This is a genomic window from Hyphomonas sediminis (assembly GCF_019679475.1).
GTDB classification, from domain to species: Bacteria; Pseudomonadota; Alphaproteobacteria; order Caulobacterales; family Hyphomonadaceae; genus Hyphomonas; species Hyphomonas sediminis.
Genome location: NZ_JAIEZP010000001.1, coordinates 2,899,098 through 2,915,001, shown reverse-complemented (window position 1 = coordinate 2,915,001; position 15,904 = coordinate 2,899,098). Strand labels below are relative to the sequence as shown.

The window sequence follows — 15,904 nt, the reverse complement described above, 5'->3', positions numbered from 1 at the left end:
GAAATCTGCCCGCTCAAGAGGTTAGCGGGGCGCCTGTACCATCTTTGGCTTTGGCATCAAGGCAATCGCGCCCAGCACGATGATGAACCACACGAAGATCACGAAAAAACAGTCCCGGAAGGCCAGCACCATCGCCTCATTGGCCACATGCTGGTTGAAGATGCCAAAGGCCGATTGGAATGCCTGCACCTGTGGCATGCCCCCCACCTCCAGCCGCTGTGCCTGCAGCGCATGCTCGTACAGCATCTGCGCATTGGTTTCGTTCAGTTCGCCGGAAAGATGCGCGCCATGGAAGATCGTCCGGCGCTGCAGGAAAATCGCCAGGATGTTCACCCCAAACGCCCCGCCCACCTGCATCAGGAAGGAAACCCCGCCCGTTGCCGAGGCCAGCAGGTGCGGCGGTACAGCTCGCACGGCAGTGGTGTTGGAAGGCGGCATACAGAAGCTGATGCCCACGCGGCTGAGAATGATCCACCCCACGAGCACCCAATACGGCGTCAGCGCCGTCACATGCGAAAGCAGGAAAGCGGAAATCGCAAAGCAGATGATCCCGAAACTGAGCAACCAGCGCGGGTCTACCCGGTCTGTCAGCCGCCCGGCAATCGGAAAGCCCACCACCATCGCCAGCCCCGCCGGGATCATCATGATGCCCGCCGCCGTTGGCGAATAGTGTTGCACCAGCTGCACAAACATCGGGATCAGATAGGTCGATCCATAGATCGCAATCCCTGTGGCCGAGATGATCAGTCCCGCCGACCAGAACTGCCGGAACATGAACACTTTCGGGTTCAGCGCCGGAAAGGGATGCCGTCTTTCCCAGAAGAAGAATGCGATACCGGCGACCACGCCGATACCGAAGCGCAGCAGCGTCTTGTCCGAATCCCATCCGTCCCGGTTTCCTCCGGCAAAGCCCGCCAGCAGGCAGATCACTGCCGTCGCCAGCAGCAACAGGCCCGGCCAGTCGAGCGGTGGGCGCGGCATGTTGGGATTGCGGTCTCCGCGCGGCATAAGGAAAGGCGCAATGCCCAGCGCCACCAGCGCCAGTGGCAGTGTCGCCACGAACACCAGCCGCCAGCTTGCAAGGTCTACGGCAATCCCGCCCAGCGCGGGCCCGAAGGCGGGCGCCAACACCACGCCGATGGAGAACACGCCCATCGCCGTTCCGCGCTTGTTGTCCGGAAAGGTCTGGAAAATCAGGAACATCGACATTGGCTGCAGCAGTCCCGCTGAAATCCCCTGAAGCCCCCGCGACAGGATCAGCAGCTCCAGCGTGCTGCTCACTGCGCCCAGGAGCGAACCCGCCACAAAGATCACCATGCCGAAAACATAAGTGGCCCGCGCGCCGAACGTGGCCATCGCCCAGGCATTCGCGAGCATCGCAATGGTGGAGGACGCGAGGAATGCCGTGGACATCCACTGCGCCTGATCCTGCCCCAGCCCGAACGCGCCGATGATCGCGGGCAGGGCGACATTGATTGTCGTCGCCGCCAGCATCGTGGACATCGATCCCGTCAGCATCGTGAACAGCAGGATCCAGCGATACGCGCCGCCAAAGCGTTCGAACTGTTCCCGCACAGCCGGACCCGCCATCGCCGGAATGTCAGCAGGCAGGCGGCTGGCTCCCCCCGCAGGCGAGAGGCCCGAAGCGATGGTCACTCAGGCGCCCCGCCAGCTGGTTCCTTCTTCACCCGCACGCGCACCATCGTGCCAGGGCGCAGCTCTGCCTCGGTCGGGTCAAGGTCAATACGGATGCGGATGCGCTGGGTGATCTTGGTGAACACCCCATTGGCGTTGGGATTGGGCATCATCGCGGCTTCGGCAATGGTGGCGTCATGAACGCGCGTCACCCGGCCTTCAATCTGGTGCGATGGGTCGCTGTCTGCGCGCACCAGCACAGGCGCATTGGCCTGCACATGGCGAATGTCGGTTTCCTTTATGTTGGCGGAAACCCAGACAGCGTCGGGATCGTGCAGCAGCGCCATTCGGTAGCCGCGCAGCGAATGCTCGCCATTGTCGAAGAAGAGTTCATCCACCACGCCGTCGATCGGGCTGCGGATCGTGTGCTGTTCCAGCACCACTTTCTGTGCATCCACACGCGCCTCGGCCTGTTCCAGCGCCGCGCGCAGTACGGTCAGGTCGTAATCGATCAGGCGCACTTCCTCGCCTGCAATGCTCGCGGTGCGCTGGTCGGCGGCTGCCGACTCCCGGTCAGCCTGCGCCCGGCGCAATGCCTGCTCAGCGGTATCGAGCACATTCTTGGCCTGATCCAGATTGGATTGCGGCAACAGTCCGCGCTCGAACAGGTCTCTCGTTCGGTCGTAATCGCGTTGCGCAATCTCGACGTTCGAGCGCGCCGCTTCCACGCTCGCGGCGGCAGACAGTGTTCCTGCCTTTCGCGCGGCCACTTCGCTGCCCGCTTTGGAACTGGCGATGCCGACACGCCGTTCTTCCCGCTCGATCTCGGCGCGCAGGCGCCGGGCTTCAGCCTCCAGCTGCACCAGCGCGTAATACGCTTCCCGGTCGTCGATTGTGTAGAGGATGTCCCCGGCGGCGACCCGGTCGCCTTCCTTCACCTGCACGCTGGTAATCTTGCCGGAAATGTCGGTCGAAACCGCGATCATCTCTGCAGCAATCCGCGCGTCTGAAGTCGATACATAAGCGGCTCGGTCAACCAGGAAGCGCGCCACGAGCACAAGCAGGACAAGCGCTGCGAGGCCAGCAAGTATCATGCGACCGCGGGGCGAACGAACAAACGCCATCAGCTGTGCGCGCGGCGAGGCCGCTGTTTCTACAGCGAAGGATTGAGTATCGCCTTCCATGTGTTGACACCGGCACCTGAATGCCGGCCCGATCCTCCCTGGTGCGGTGTTTGCTGCGAGGCGTTTGCCGCCCTGATCTCCCGCGGATCTATCTGAGCGGGATATGCCGCTAAGGCAATCAAGCCCTATTCTTTGGCGCTCCGGCAAAGGCCGTGATCCGACGGGAATCATTGTATCCGGGCAACCAGCCGGGAAAGTGGCCGGAGGGAAGACGATCATGGGTAATCGGGCCAAGTTTGCTTTAGGACTGTCGGCTTTCTTGCTGGTGGCCTGCTCAACTGCGCTGCCCAGTTTGCCAGAAATGCCGACTTTGCCGTCGCTTTCGGTGCCGGGTCTTTCAAATTCGCCCGTGCCGGGGGATCCTGCCTGCGGCGGCGCCTGGGCGCTGGATGATGGCGGCGGCGTGGCGGTAACGCCAGCTGAAGAGGGCCTGCGCTGGCGCTCTCTCGACGGGCAGACAGGCCGCTTCGTTCTCGAGAAGGACATCTGGAGCGCCTATCAAGGTTGGACCGATACCGCCGAAACGCGCCAGATTCAGTTCACCTGCTCCGAGGGGCTCACCCTATTCGAAGGGGAAGCGGCCACGAAGGTCCCAGTCACCACTCAGGACATTATCTTCACTGGCTCAAAGGGCACCAAACTCGCCGGCCGCCTCATCCTGCCGGAAGGGAATGATCCTGTGCCGGTTGTGCTTCAGGTGCACGGCTCCGAACGCAGCTCCGCCCTGCTGACTGATCCGTATCAGCACCTTCTGCCCCTTCAGGGCATCGGCGTGTTCATCTACGACAAGCGCGGTACGGGCAGCTCCAAGGGCGACTACACGCAGGACTTCACCCTGCTGGCGATGGATGCCGTTGCCGCTGCCGATGAAGCGCGCCGGATGGCGGGGCCCCGGATGAGCCGGTTCGGCCTTCACGGCACCAGCCAGGGCGGCTGGGTGGCCCCTTTGGCAGCGGTGTCGCTGAAGCCGGATTTCGTGATCGTTTCCTACGGCATGCTGGAAAGCCCGCTCGCGGAAAACCGCGCAGAATCGGTGCTCAATGTCGCCGAGGCTGGCTATGGCCCATCTGCACAGATGGCGGCGGGCATGCTGGCGGATGCGGCCGCGACGGTCATGCTGTCCGATTTCAAGCGCGGCTATGTCGAGCTCGAAGCGCTGAAGAAGATCTACAAGGACGAACCCTGGTATCCGCTGGTGCAGGGCGAGTTCACGGGAGATATCCTGCGTTATCCCGATTACGTATTGCGGGTTGGCGGGCCGCTCCGTTCGAGCGGCACCAGCTGGCGCCATGAAGGCGAGCCGGTGCTGCGGCAGCTTGGCGCGCCGGTGCTGTGGATACTGGCCGGCGCAGACCGGGAGGCGCCGCCCGCCTACACCCGTGCGCGGCTGAAGGCGCTGCAATATGAAGGCCGACCGGTGACCGTTGCAGAGTTTCCCGGCGTCGATCACGGCATGCGGGAATTCACAGCCATGCCCGACCGCTCGCGCCGCTATAGCGGCTACGCACCGGGCTACTTCGATCTGGTGGCAGATTTTGCTGCCGGCCGTGAAATCGCGCCGGGAGAATACGGCGATGCGAAGATTACACCCGAGCGATAGGGCCTATTTCGGCTGAACCGATTCCAGATAGGTGATCAGCTCATCGATCTGATCTGCTTCAAACTCGAATTCCGGCATATCTGGATGGCCGACCGTGATGCCTTCGGCCAGCGCCTCGTCCAGCAGGCGAACCGGATACTTCTCTGAGAGCGTGCGGAAGGGCGGGGCCTCGGGATGCGTACTATCGCCTTCCAGACCGATGGCGTGGCAGCGCGCGCAAAGCGCTTCGGCGATTTCCTGGCCAGCCTGCGCTTTGGCTGCTGCAGGCGAGAGCTCGGGCGTTTCAACCGGGTCGCGGGAGCAGGCGGCAGCGAGCACCCCGATAACGAACATCGCAGCGCTGGCGGCGAATGATTGGCAGCGTTTCTGGCGCAGCATGGCGGATGCTTCCTGAACTTGAGTCGGCGCAGGGTCGTTTGCCGGCCGCGGCCTGTCAACTTAGGGAATGCCGCAGGTTGGCCGGAGACGAATTAAGCGGCAGGCGGAGCAACTTATCCACAGGCGCCATCCCCAAGCCACTTCTTGCACCTTTCAACCTTTTCGTTCATCAATTTGCTGAACGATAAATAAGCATCAGGATTTAGAGTGGCTGGAATGACAGATTTGGCGGATGCCGTAACGGAACGTTCGGGACGGGAGTTATTGCTGGAAGCTGCGGGCGAACTCATGTCCGAGATTGGCTCGATTGATGTGTCCCTGCACCAGATTGCAAAGCGCGCTGGCGTGACTGCACCTCTGGTAAAGTACCATTTTGGATCCCGGGACGGCCTGCTTCTGGCGCTGGCCCAGCGCGATACAGAACATTCGCTCCAGCAATTGCAGGAATTGGTGGCGATGGACATCGATCCCGCCAACAAATTGCGCATCCACATTCACGGGATCATCCGTTCCTATGCGCGCCACCCTTATCTCAACCGGTTGCTGGATAGCCTGTTGCACAATCAGGAGTCTGAAGGCTCCGAAATCATTCGCAGCAGTTTCATGCGCCCGCTGATCGAGACGCAGCGGAAGATCATTCAGGATGGCATCCGCGAGGGCCAGTTCCGGGAAGTTGACGACAAGCATGTGTATTTCATGATCATCGGTGCGTGCCAGTATATCTTTGCTGCGCGCGCCGCCGTGCACGAACTTGTGGGCGAGACGAAAGTGGGCCGCGAGCTGGCGCGGGACTATGCGGCCTTTGCCGCCGACTCGATCATGCGAAGCGTATTAAAATAATCGCCGATAATGCAGCATACAGATGAAAAAGGGCGGAGGGTGTCTCCGCCCTTTCTTTTTCCGGCCTGGGTCAGAGCGATGGAAGATCGAGCCCGTGCTCTCGCGCGCAATCGATCGCGATCTGGTAACCCGCATCGGCATGGCGCATGACGCCGGTGGCCGGATCGTTCCACAACACCCGCTCGATGCGGCGTGCAGCGTCCTCAGAACCGTCGCAGCAGATCACCATGCCGGAATGCTGGGAGTAGCCCATGCCGACGCCGCCGCCATGATGAAGCGAGACCCAGGTGGCGCCCGAGGCGCAATTGAGCAGGGCGTTGAGCAGCGGCCAATCAGAGACCGCATCAGAGCCATCCTGCATCGCCTCGGTTTCACGATTGGGCGAGGCGACGGAGCCGGAGTCGAGATGGTCCCGCCCGATGACAACCGGGGCTTTCAACTCGCCCTTGGCCACCATCTCATTGAAGGCGAGCCCGAGCCGGTGACGATCCCCCAGGCCCACCCAGCAGATGCGCGCGGGCAGGCCCTGGAATTTGATCCGCTCACGGGCCATGTCGAGCCAGTTGTGCAGGTGGGGATTGTCCGGAATCAGCTCCTTCACCTTCTGGTCAGTCTTGTAGATGTCCTCCGGATCGCCGGAAAGAGCCGCCCAGCGGAAGGGGCCGATGCCACGGCAGAAGAGCGGGCGGATATAGGCGGGCACAAAACCGGGAAAATCGAACGCGTTCGTGACCCCCTCATCGAACGCGACCTGACGAATGTTGTTGCCATAATCGACTGTAGGCACGCCTCGTTTCTGGAACTCCAGCATCGCAAGAACATGCTTGGCCATAGAAGCGCGCGCTTCAGCCTCAACCCCTTTGGGATCGCTCGCCCGCCGTGTCTTCCATTCCTCCACGCTCCAGCCTTCGGGAAGATAGCCATTAACGGGATCGTGCGCGGACGTCTGGTCGGTGAGCAGGTCCGGCAGGCGGCCAAGCTCAAGGATTTTCGGCAGGATCTCGCAGGCGTTTCCGAGGAGGCCGATGGACTTGGGTGTGCCGGACTTGCAGCTCTCGTCGATCATGTCGAGCGCCTTTTCCAGGTCATCTGTCCACGCATCGAGATAGCCGGTGCGCATCCGCATTTCGATGCTGGAAAGTTGGCATTCGATCGCAAGACAGGCGGCGCCGGCAAAGACAGAGGCGAGCGGTTGTGCGCCCCCCATGCCGCCCAGGCCCGCGGTGAGCAGCCATTTTCCCTTGAGGTTTCCACCGTAGTGCTGGCGACCCATCTCGACAAAGGTTTCGTAGGTGCCCTGAACGATCCCCTGAGCGCCGATATAGATCCAGCTGCCGGCGGTCATCTGACCGTACATCATCAGGCCTTTGCGGTCGAGTTCATTGAAATGATCCCAGCTGGCCCATTTGGGAACGAGGTTGGAGTTCGCCAGGAGAACACGCGGCGCGTCCGCATGCGTGCGGAAAACGCCCACGGGCTTGCCTGATTGGATAAGCAGCGTTTCGTCTTCCTTCAGGCGTTTCAGCGTTGAGACAATGTTTTCGAATGCATCCCAGTTCCGCGCGGCGCGACCGATGCCGCCATAAACGACAAGGTCGTCAGGACGTTCGGCAACATCCGGGTCCAGATTGTTCATCAGCATCCGGAGGGGGGCTTCGGTCAGCCAGCTTTTTGCGTTCAGTTCTGTTCCCTGGGGCGCGCGGACTTCGCGGATATTGGCAGGATATGGCATGGTAGACTCCTCAGGGTGTTTCAGCGAAGGCGAGACAGGCGGCGAGCACCTGTTTCAGGGTTTCAATCATCGGGGCGGCAAAATCGGGATCGAAGGGCACGGGCCAATCGGCCTCGGAGACGCTGCCGATCGGCTCGCGCAGATACCCCCGGCAGGACAGTTCCATCTGAACCGCGTGGACGCCGTTTTCCGGCTGGCCATGATGGCGCACGGTCCATCCGCCCCGGAAGCGGCCATCTAACACGCTCGGCTGGTCGGATGCGGCGCAGATCGTTTCGATTCTTTCAGCCAGTTCGGGCGCGCATGTTGTCTTGTAGTTGGAGCCAACATTGTAGACAGGCAGCAGCCCTTCGAACAGATGTGGGATCTGTGAACGGATGGAGTGGGCGTCGTAGAGCACGACCTTGGCGTGGGTCGCCTTCAGGCGCGAGATCTGATCTTCGATGGCGTGATGATAGGGCGCATGAAAGGCGTCGCGGCGGTGGGCGATCTCTGTTTCTTTGGGCTCGTGACCGGCCCTGTAGAGCGGCTGGTTGTCGAACGTGGTCAGCGGGCAAAGGTTGGTTGTGTTCTGGCCCGGATAGAGTGACGCGCCGGATGGATCGCGGTTTGCGTCGATCACTGAGCGTGAGATTGCGGTGTGGACAAGCGTTGCGCCCATGTCTGCGGCAAAGGCATAGAGCTGGTCCACCCACCAGTCCGTATCCCGCCGGGCTAGCTCGGGCGAGACGAAATTGTGTGCGATATCCTCAGGCAGCATCGTGCCCGTGTGGGGAAAGGAAACGATAAGCGGGCGGTCGCCCTCCTTGACGGTTAGCCAGTTCTTCATGGCTGCGCCTCCAGTGAGGGAAGCGGATGGTTTACAGAGGCAATTACGGCGCCAGAGCAGATGAGCGCGGTGGTCGCTTCCATATCCGGATGCATCAGGCGGTCATGGTCCAACGGGGGCACGTCCTTCCGGACGAGGCTGCGCAAGGCTTCAAGGGCGTTGCTGGATTTCAGCGGCGCGTGGAAGTCGCAGGCCTGCGATGCGGCGAGAAGTTCGATGCCGAGTACATAGTCCACATTCTTCGCCATCTTCAGAAGGCGGCGGGCGCCATGCGCGGCCATGGACACATGGTCTTCCTGGTTTGCAGAAGTCGGGATCGAGTCGACGCTGGCGGGGTAAGCCATCTGCTTGTTTTCGGAGACGAGCGCGGCGGCGGTGACCTGAGGGATCATGAAGCCCGAGTTGAGACCCGGTTGCGGCGTGAGGAAAGCGGGGACGCCGGAAAGGGCGGGGTCCACCAGCATCGCGATGCGCCGCTCGGAGATTGAGCCGATTTCGCACAGCGCCATAGCGATCATATCGGCGGCGAATGCAACCGGCTCAGCGTGAAAGTTTCCGCCTGAAAGGGCTTCATCCGTCTCCGGAAAGATCAGGGGGTTGTCGGAAACACCGTTGGCTTCGACAAGAAGCGTATCCGCCGCTTGTCGCAGCAGGGTAAGCGCGGCGCCGGCGACCTGAGGCTGACAACGGATGCAGTAGGGGTCCTGCACGCGCGTGTCATTTTCAAGATGTGAGGCGCGAATGGCGGAGCCGGCCATGAGATCGCGCAGCACTGCGGCGCAATCGATCTGGCCTTTGTGGCCGCGCAGCTGATGGATACGGGCATCGAACGGTGCGTCAGAGCCTTTCGCTGCTTCTGTCGAGAGGGCGCCGGTAATGAGGGCGCTTTGCAGGATGCGTTCGGCCTCGAACAGTCCAGCCAGGGCGCAGGCGGTGGAAAACTGCGTGCCATTCAACAGCGCGAGGCCTTCCTTCGCGGCCAGCGCGGGCAGAGGAGAGAGGCCAGATTTGGCAAAGGCGGCGGCGGCGCTCATGCGCTCGCCCTGGAGGAAAACATCGCCGACGCCGATCATCGCGCAGGCCATGTGGGAAAGGGGCGCGAGGTCTCCCGACGCCCCGACTGAGCCCTGCGCGGGCACGAGGGGCAGCAGGTCTGCTGCAAGCATCGCTTCCATCAAGGCGATGGTCTCGGGCCGAACACCTGACGCGCCCTGGCCGAGATTGGTCATCTTTAGAGCCATCATCAGGCGGACGATTCCAGCGGGTGATGGTTCGCCAACACCTGCCGCATGGGAGAGGACGATGTTGCGCTGGAGTGTTTCCAGCTGATCGTCCGGAATACGAACGGTGGCGAGTTTACCAAATCCCGTATTAATTCCGTAGACCGGCTGGCCTTTCGCGAGAATGCGCGCAACGGCGGCGGCGCTGGCAGCAATTGCGGGCGCGCAGGCGGGGTCGAGCTGGGGAACGGCGCCAGTCCAGATGGCGCGCCATTGGCTGAGCGGTACGGCGCCGGGTGTTAGAATGATATGGCTCATTGGCCTCTCCAAATGCGGGTGTGGAGCCGGTTCAGGCCCATATTGTTGACGAGTTCGGCGGGGCGCTCGATGTCCCAGATGTTCAGATTGCAGAGTTTTCCGGGTTCAAGCGTTCCGGAGTTGCTTTCGAGGCCGAGCGCGCGGGCGGCGTGGCGCGTGGCGCCCAGGAGGCATTCTTCCACCGTCATGCGGAACAGGGTCGCGCCCATGTTCATCGCCAGCAGGAGGGATGTGAGTGGGGAGGTTCCGGGATTGCAATCGGTTGAGATGGCAAGCGGTACGCCAGCCTGTCGGAGTTTCTCAATAGGCGGCGCATGCGTATCGCGCAGAAAGTAATAGGCGCCGGGCAGCATGACCGCGACAGAGCCGGATGCGGCCATCGCGGCGATGCCTGCATCATCGAGATATTCCAGATGATCCGCTGACAGCGCATTGTGGCGGGCGGCGAGGGCGCCGCCGTGCAGGTTTGACAGCTGGTCCGCATGCAGCTTCACGGGCAGGCCATGCTGGCGCGCGGCGTTGAAGACCCGGTCCGTCTGCTCCGGAGAAAATCCGATGTTTTCGCAAAAGGCATCAACTGCGTCCGCGAGCCCATCGCGTGCAGCGGCGGGAATGATCTCTTTACAGACAAGGTCGATATAGGCGTCGGCGCGGCCTTCATATTCGGGTGGCAGGGCATGTGCTGCGAGAAGCGTGGTTTGAATATCGATGGGACGGACCTTCCCAAGCGTACGGGCCGCGCGCAGCTGTTTCAGTTCATGCTCAACGCTGAGACCGTAGCCGGATTTTATCTCCAAAGTGGTGACGCCTTCGGCGATCAGCGCGTCGAGCCTCGGAAGGCTTTCGGCGATCAGCTGGGCTTCATCTGCGGCGCGGACGGCGCTGACGGTGGAGCGGATGCCGCCGCCGGCGCGGGCGATTTCCTCATAGCTGGCCCCGGCGAGGCGAAGCTCGAATTCCCTCGCGCGGCTGCCTGCCCAGACGAGATGGGTGTGGCAGTCCACAAGGCCCGGTAAAATCCAGCGGCCGTCGCAATCGATCACTTCGAAATCATCCGTAGGCGGCGCATATTGTGCGGCGCCAGAAAATGTGATCCGGTCGCCCTCGGCGGCGACGGCGCCGTTCTCGATGATGCCGAGGCCGGGCAGGCCGGGCGCCATGGTGGCGAGGCGGGCGTTGGTCCAGATACGCTTTGATGCCATGCTTTCCTCCCCGTTGTCTTACTGCCGGTCTTAGGCTAATATGTATAGACATAATAGAAGAGTCGGAGGGATGTCCAGTGGCAGTGAAAAAGTCTGAGCGGCTTTGGTTCGATTATGCCCTGTTGCCTTCCGGCTGGGCGCGCGGAGTTCAGGTCACGATTTCAGACGGCCTCATCGGGGATATGTCCGTCGATATTGAGCCTCCTTCCGGGGCGGTTCGTGGGCGATGCCTTCTGCCGGGCCTGACAAATCTGCATTCCCACGCATTCCAGAGGGCCATGTCGGGACTGACAGAAGTGCGCGGGGCGGTTCAGGACAGTTTCTGGTCTTGGCGGAGTCTACTCTATGGGTTTGTCAGCCGGATTGGTCCGGAGGATATCCACGCGATAACGGCGATGGCGTATGCCGAGATGCTGGAGGCAGGGTTCACGCGGGTTTGCGAGTTTCACTACCTGCACAATGACCCTGACGGCGCGCGTTTCAGCGACCCGGCGGAAATGGCGGGGCAGGTGGTTCGTGCTGCAGCGGATACAGGGCTGGGGCTGACGCTGCTGCCAGTGTTCTATGCCCATTCGGGCTTTGGCGGGCAGCCGCCGACTGAGGGACAGAAGCGCTTCCTGAGTGACGTGGACAGCTTTGCCGCGCTGCTTGACGCTGTTGGACAGCACACGGCCAATCAGCATGATTTTGTGCTGGGTTTTGCGCCGCACAGCCTGAGGGCGGCGACGCCGCACGAATTGCGGGCCTTGCTGGCGATGGACAGGCAGGGGCCTATCCACATCCATATCGCCGAACAGATGAAGGAAGTTCAGGACTGTCTGGCCTGGTCTGGCGCGCGGCCTGTGGAGTGGTTGCTGCACAATGCAGATGTCGACGCGCGTTGGTGCCTCGTCCATGCGACGCATACGAACGACCGGGAAATCCACGGGATAGCGAAAAGCGGGGCCGTTGCGGGGTTGTGCCCGGTGACCGAGGCGAATTTGGGCGACGGTATTTTCGAGGGCCGGGCCTATCTTTCCTATGGCGGGCACTACGGTGTAGGCACCGATTCCAACGTCTCCATCAGCGCGGCGGACGAGCTGCGCGTGCTGGAATACTCCCAGAGATTCAAGCATCTCTCGCGCAATGTGATGGCGGGTGAGGGCTATGCCTCGACGGGGCGTTCGATGTTTGAGCACGCCCTTGCCGGCGGCGGGCGGGCGGCGGGCATTCCTGTTGGATTGGCGCCCGGAAACCCGGCGGATTTCTTCGCTATCAGCAGCGAGGCCTTACCTGAAGCGGCAGGGGGCGGAGACCGCACTTTGGACGCCTGGGTGTTCAGGGCGAAAAACAATGCAATTTCAGACGTGTGGCGCCGGGGCGCGCATGTGGTACAGGGCGGACAACATATTCACCGGCCGGAAATTGAAGCCCGATACAAGGCGGCGCTTTCCAGATTACTTTAGTATCAAACCGTGCCTTTTTGAGGACAAACGCGGACAAACAGGGACAGATTGGGCCATATGAGGGACTCTGACGACACGCTTCCGGTCACCGAGCGCATCCGTTCGGACATCGAGCGCAAGATCCTCTCCGGCGCGCTGAAGCCCGACGACCGCATCCCGCTGGAGCGGGAATTGATGGAAATCTATGACTGTTCCCGCATGACGGTGAACAAGGCGGTGAGCGACCTGGTGGCGCGCGGACTGATCGTGCGGCGCAAGCGGGCGGGATCTTTCGTGGCGCATCCGCCGAGCGATTCCACCATACTCGATATCCCCGACATCCGGCTGGACCTTGAGAACAAGGGCCATGACTACGCTTTCCGGCTGTTGCACCGGAGCGTGCGTGTCGCAAAGGGCGCCGATGAGGCGGCGCTGGTTGGCAAAGGCGCGCGGCTGATCGAGCTGCGCGGTGTGCACCGGGCAGACGAGCAACCCTTCGGATTTGAGCGAAGGCTGGTGAACCTGGCCGCTGTGCCGGAGGTGGAGGGCGAGGATTTTGCGGAGACGCCGCCGGGCACCTGGCTGCTGGGGCATGTGCCCTGGTCGCAGGCCGAGCACCGGATTTTTGCAGTCGCCGCCGACCCGGCAATTGCGGCGCATCTGGATATTGCCGAGGGCAGCCCCTGCCTGATGCTGGAACGGCGGACCTGGCTGGACGGCAGCCCGGTGACGCATGTGTGGCAGACTTTCCCCGGCGACCGGCATTCCTTCATCGGCGCGCTGACCCGGCGGCAGGCATAGGGACCATTCCCTAGATCGCCCCGGTCTGACGCGAGGACAGGCTTGTAACCCCGAAAACGCGTGGCAGGTTCGTCTGATAACTGATTATCAGGGGAGTTTGCCATGGCCGAAGCAGCCGAAGGCTTCAAGATGCGCCTTGCGCCGGAAGACGAGTTTACGCACGATCCGGGCGACGCGGAAAACTACAATGAAAGCATGTATTTCAACGTGTTCGACGCGGGCAAGCGGGCAGGCGCGTGGTTCCGCCTCGGCAATCGCCCGAACCAGCGCTACGCTGAAATGTCTATGTGCGTTTACTTTCCCGATGGCCGGGTTGGTTTCATGTTTGCCCGCCCGGAGATCAGTGACAATTCACAGATGAACGCGGGCGGTCTGCGCATTGACGTGGTGGAGCCGTTCAAGACGCTGAAGGTGACGTATAGTGGCGAGCTGCTGGTACTGAAGGAGCCGGGCCAGATGGCCGATCCGAAGGTGGCCTTCCGCAACAATCCGCGCCTGCCTTGCAAGATGGAAATGATCTATACCGGCCTCTCGCCGATGTATGGCGGCGAGATGGTGAAGGCCGATGGGTCGTCCATCGAGATCGACCCGGAGAAATCCTTCGCCAAGGCGCACTATGAGCAGCATTGCGGCGCGAAGGGATTTATCGAATGCGGCGGCGAACGGCTGGAGCTGGACGGCTATGGTCTGCGCGACAAGTCCTGGGGGCCGCGCCACTGGCAGGCGATTGAATGGTATCGCTGGTGCCCGATGAATTTCGGGCCGGACTTTGGCATGATGTTCAATGTGATGGGCGATGGCAAAGGCGGCGTGCACCAAAGCGGCATGGTGTTCCGCGATGGCATTTATGACGTGATTGTGGGCGCCGAACTTTCCAGCAACTGGGACAGCAATGAATACCAGACCGACCTGGAAGCAAAAATCCGTACAAAGAGCGGAAAGGAATATACTGTCAGCGGGAAGGTGATGTCTCTCATTCCTCTGCGCAACCGGCGCACCGCGCCGGACGGAACGGAGCTGACCACGCGCATCACCGAAGCGATGACGGAGTATCGCTGTGACGGGAAGACCGGATACGGCATGAGCGAGTATCTGGACCAGATCGTCGACGGGCGGCCACTGGGCCGACTTGCGGGCCACTGAATGGCGTGGCGGGCTTTGGCATCAAGCCAGCAGCCTCAATCACCGGGATGAGCCAGGTGGACAAAGCGGTGAAAGCTGGCCTGTTCAGGCGTCAGTGCCGGGATCATCGTCTGGAGTGGATGATGAAGACGGGCGGCGCAGACATTGTGCTGGACGGGATGAAAGCCGGAAACATTCGAGTTGTGGGCAGGGGCGCATACGCAGCCTGCCCACAACGCGATCAGGAAAATGTGTCCGCAACCGGGCTCTCTTCGGCGGCTTTTGCATTCAGCTCAGCCTGGATATTCCGGCTGGCGAGCCAGTAGAGCGTCGCGGGGATGACGCCCATAAAGCCGGCCACATAAAGTGACCAACGCACGCTTTCGGAGCCTGCAACAGGGGCGAGGACATCCGACAGGATGCCGAAGAGGAGTGGGCCGAGGCCGAGGCCGATCAGGTTCAGCGTAAAGAGCATCAGCGAGACGGCAACCGCGCGAGAGGCCGGGCTGATCAACAGCTGAACGCAACCGAATGTGGGCGCGTAGTAAACCCCGGAGAGGGCGGCCGAGAGCGTGAGCATCGGGATGGCAACCCAAACCGGGCCGATATAGCCGATCAGCAGGATTGGCACCGTGAGCAGCATGGCGATGGCCGGGGCCAGCATATAATGGACGGGCTTCTTGACGCCGAACCGATCCGACGTCCAGCCGCCGAGCCATGTTCCGAGGATGCCGCCGATGCCTGTTCCGACGCCGTAGAACACGCCGACCTGCCACAGCTCCAACCCATGCGAGCGGATGAGGAAGATGCCGTTCCAGACGCCTTTGCCATATCCCAGGAACGCGACGAAGGACGCGCCGAGGGTGGCAAAGATGAAGACTTTCGAGCTTAGCACTTCCTTCAGCGTTTCGCCGATGGTGGAGCGGGGGGCAGCCTGGCTGGCCTTGAGGCGGGCGGCGGCTTCCGCCAGCGTGCCCGCCTTGCGGGGCTCTTTAACGGCGAACCATAGCAGCAGCGCAAGCAGGACGCCTGGAATGCCGGCCACCATGAAAGCAAGCCGCCAGCCGACAGTATCAGCCAGCACGCCACCGATGACCATGCCCATCAGCGAGCCGATCGGAATGCCGAGGCCGAAGAAGGCAATCGCAGAGCCGCGCTTTTCCGCGGGCACTGTGTCGCCAATCAGCGAGTGGGAGGCGGGCGTGCAGCCTGCTTCGCCCACGCCGACGCCGATGCGCGCAAGCAGGAGTTGCCAGAAGTTCGTGGCGAGGCCGCAAAGGACCGTCATGCCCGACCAGATGGCGAGCGAGCCGGACACGATGCCGACCCGGTTTGACTTGGGATTGTCTGCCCAACGCGCAATCGGAATGCCGAGCGTCGTGTAAACCAGGGCGAAGGCGAGGCCTGTCATCAGGCCGATCTGAGTATCCGAGAGGCCGAGATCATTTTTGATAGGCTCGGCGAGAATATTGACAATCTGGCGGTCAACAAAATTGAAGGCGTTGACGATAAGCAACAGCCACAGGGTGACGCGAACCCGCGATTGGGGATTGGCAGCTATGCTGGGCGGCAGGAGCGTCTGGGACATCGGAAGTGTTCCTGTTGGCGTTTCTGTCGGT

Annotated in this window: 13 protein-coding genes; 5 read left to right on the top strand and 8 right to left on the bottom strand. The window is 61.9% G+C overall.

Annotated features, from left to right (window positions below; all coding sequences use genetic code 11):
• Positions 1-21: 21 nt before the first annotated feature.
• Positions 22-1,656, bottom strand: a complete 1,635-nt coding sequence (locus tag K1X12_RS14235; protein ID WP_369426129.1) for a DHA2 family efflux MFS transporter permease subunit — start codon at positions 1,654-1,656, stop codon at positions 22-24.
• Positions 1,653-2,819: an HlyD family secretion protein gene (locus K1X12_RS14230; protein ID WP_220988225.1), complete on the bottom strand. Its 1,167-nt coding sequence runs from the start codon at positions 2,817-2,819 to the stop codon at positions 1,653-1,655. The genes K1X12_RS14235 and K1X12_RS14230 overlap by 4 nt, the downstream gene beginning before the upstream one ends.
• A 217-nt stretch (positions 2,820-3,036) precedes the next feature.
• Between K1X12_RS14230 and K1X12_RS14225 the strand changes: the two genes are divergently transcribed.
• Entirely contained in the window at positions 3,037-4,419 is a 1,383-nt protein-coding gene (locus K1X12_RS14225; RefSeq protein WP_220988224.1) for an alpha/beta hydrolase family protein, read from the top strand.
• Positions 4,420-4,422: 3 nt separating this feature from the next.
• Here K1X12_RS14225 and K1X12_RS14220 read toward each other — a convergent pair whose 3' ends face one another.
• The gene (locus K1X12_RS14220; protein WP_220988223.1) at positions 4,423-4,797 is read right to left on the bottom strand and encodes a c-type cytochrome; all 375 of its coding nucleotides are present in this window, start codon (positions 4,795-4,797) and stop codon (positions 4,423-4,425) included.
• A gap of 216 nt (positions 4,798-5,013) precedes the next feature.
• Here K1X12_RS14220 and K1X12_RS14215 point away from each other — a divergent pair, with 216 nt between their 5' ends.
• Positions 5,014-5,637: a TetR family transcriptional regulator gene (locus K1X12_RS14215; protein WP_220988222.1), complete on the top strand. Its 624-nt coding sequence runs from the start codon at positions 5,014-5,016 to the stop codon at positions 5,635-5,637.
• A 70-nt stretch (positions 5,638-5,707) separates the two neighbouring features.
• On the opposite strand, the gene hutU is transcribed toward K1X12_RS14215, so the two are convergent.
• Genes hutU through hutI form a run of 4 tightly spaced genes read right to left on the bottom strand, consistent with a single transcriptional unit; the run spans position 5,708 to position 10,938 of the window.
• On the bottom strand, positions 5,708-7,369 hold the full coding sequence (gene hutU, locus K1X12_RS14210) for a urocanate hydratase (RefSeq protein WP_220988221.1): 1,662 nt from the start codon (positions 7,367-7,369) through the stop codon (positions 5,708-5,710).
• Between the two features lie 10 nt (positions 7,370-7,379).
• A complete protein-coding gene (gene hutG / locus K1X12_RS14205; RefSeq protein WP_220988220.1) occupies positions 7,380-8,198 on the bottom strand; it encodes an N-formylglutamate deformylase in 819 nt (272 codons plus the stop codon).
• A complete protein-coding gene (hutH, locus tag K1X12_RS14200) occupies positions 8,195-9,736 on the bottom strand; it encodes a histidine ammonia-lyase (protein WP_220988219.1) in 1,542 nt (513 codons plus the stop codon). Before hutH ends, hutG begins: the two co-directional genes overlap by 4 nt.
• Positions 9,733-10,938, bottom strand: coding sequence for an imidazolonepropionase (hutI, locus tag K1X12_RS14195; RefSeq protein WP_220988218.1), 1,206 nt, complete (start codon positions 10,936-10,938; stop codon positions 9,733-9,735). Before hutI ends, hutH begins: the two co-directional genes overlap by 4 nt.
• Positions 10,939-11,015: 77 nt before the next feature.
• Between hutI and K1X12_RS14190 the strand changes: the two genes are divergently transcribed.
• The 3 genes from K1X12_RS14190 to K1X12_RS14180 all read left to right on the top strand — a co-directional run bounded on the left by K1X12_RS14190 (position 11,016) and on the right by K1X12_RS14180 (position 14,306).
• Complete coding sequence (locus K1X12_RS14190) at positions 11,016-12,383, top strand: formimidoylglutamate deiminase (protein ID WP_220988217.1); 1,368 nt, start codon at positions 11,016-11,018, stop codon at positions 12,381-12,383.
• A gap of 57 nt (positions 12,384-12,440) precedes the next feature.
• A complete protein-coding gene (hutC, locus tag K1X12_RS14185; protein ID WP_220988216.1) occupies positions 12,441-13,163 on the top strand; it encodes a histidine utilization transcriptional repressor HutC in 723 nt (240 codons plus the stop codon).
• A 102-nt stretch (positions 13,164-13,265) separates the two neighbouring features.
• On the top strand, positions 13,266-14,306 hold the full coding sequence (locus tag K1X12_RS14180; RefSeq protein WP_220988215.1) for a DUF7064 domain-containing protein: 1,041 nt from the start codon (positions 13,266-13,268) through the stop codon (positions 14,304-14,306).
• A gap of 220 nt (positions 14,307-14,526) precedes the next feature.
• Here K1X12_RS14180 and K1X12_RS14175 read toward each other — a convergent pair whose 3' ends face one another.
• Positions 14,527-15,873 carry a spinster family MFS transporter gene (locus K1X12_RS14175; protein WP_220988214.1) on the bottom strand — a complete coding sequence of 449 codons (1,347 nt, stop codon included), beginning with the start codon at positions 15,871-15,873 and terminating at the stop codon, positions 14,527-14,529.
• Positions 15,874-15,904: the final 31 nt, after the last annotated feature.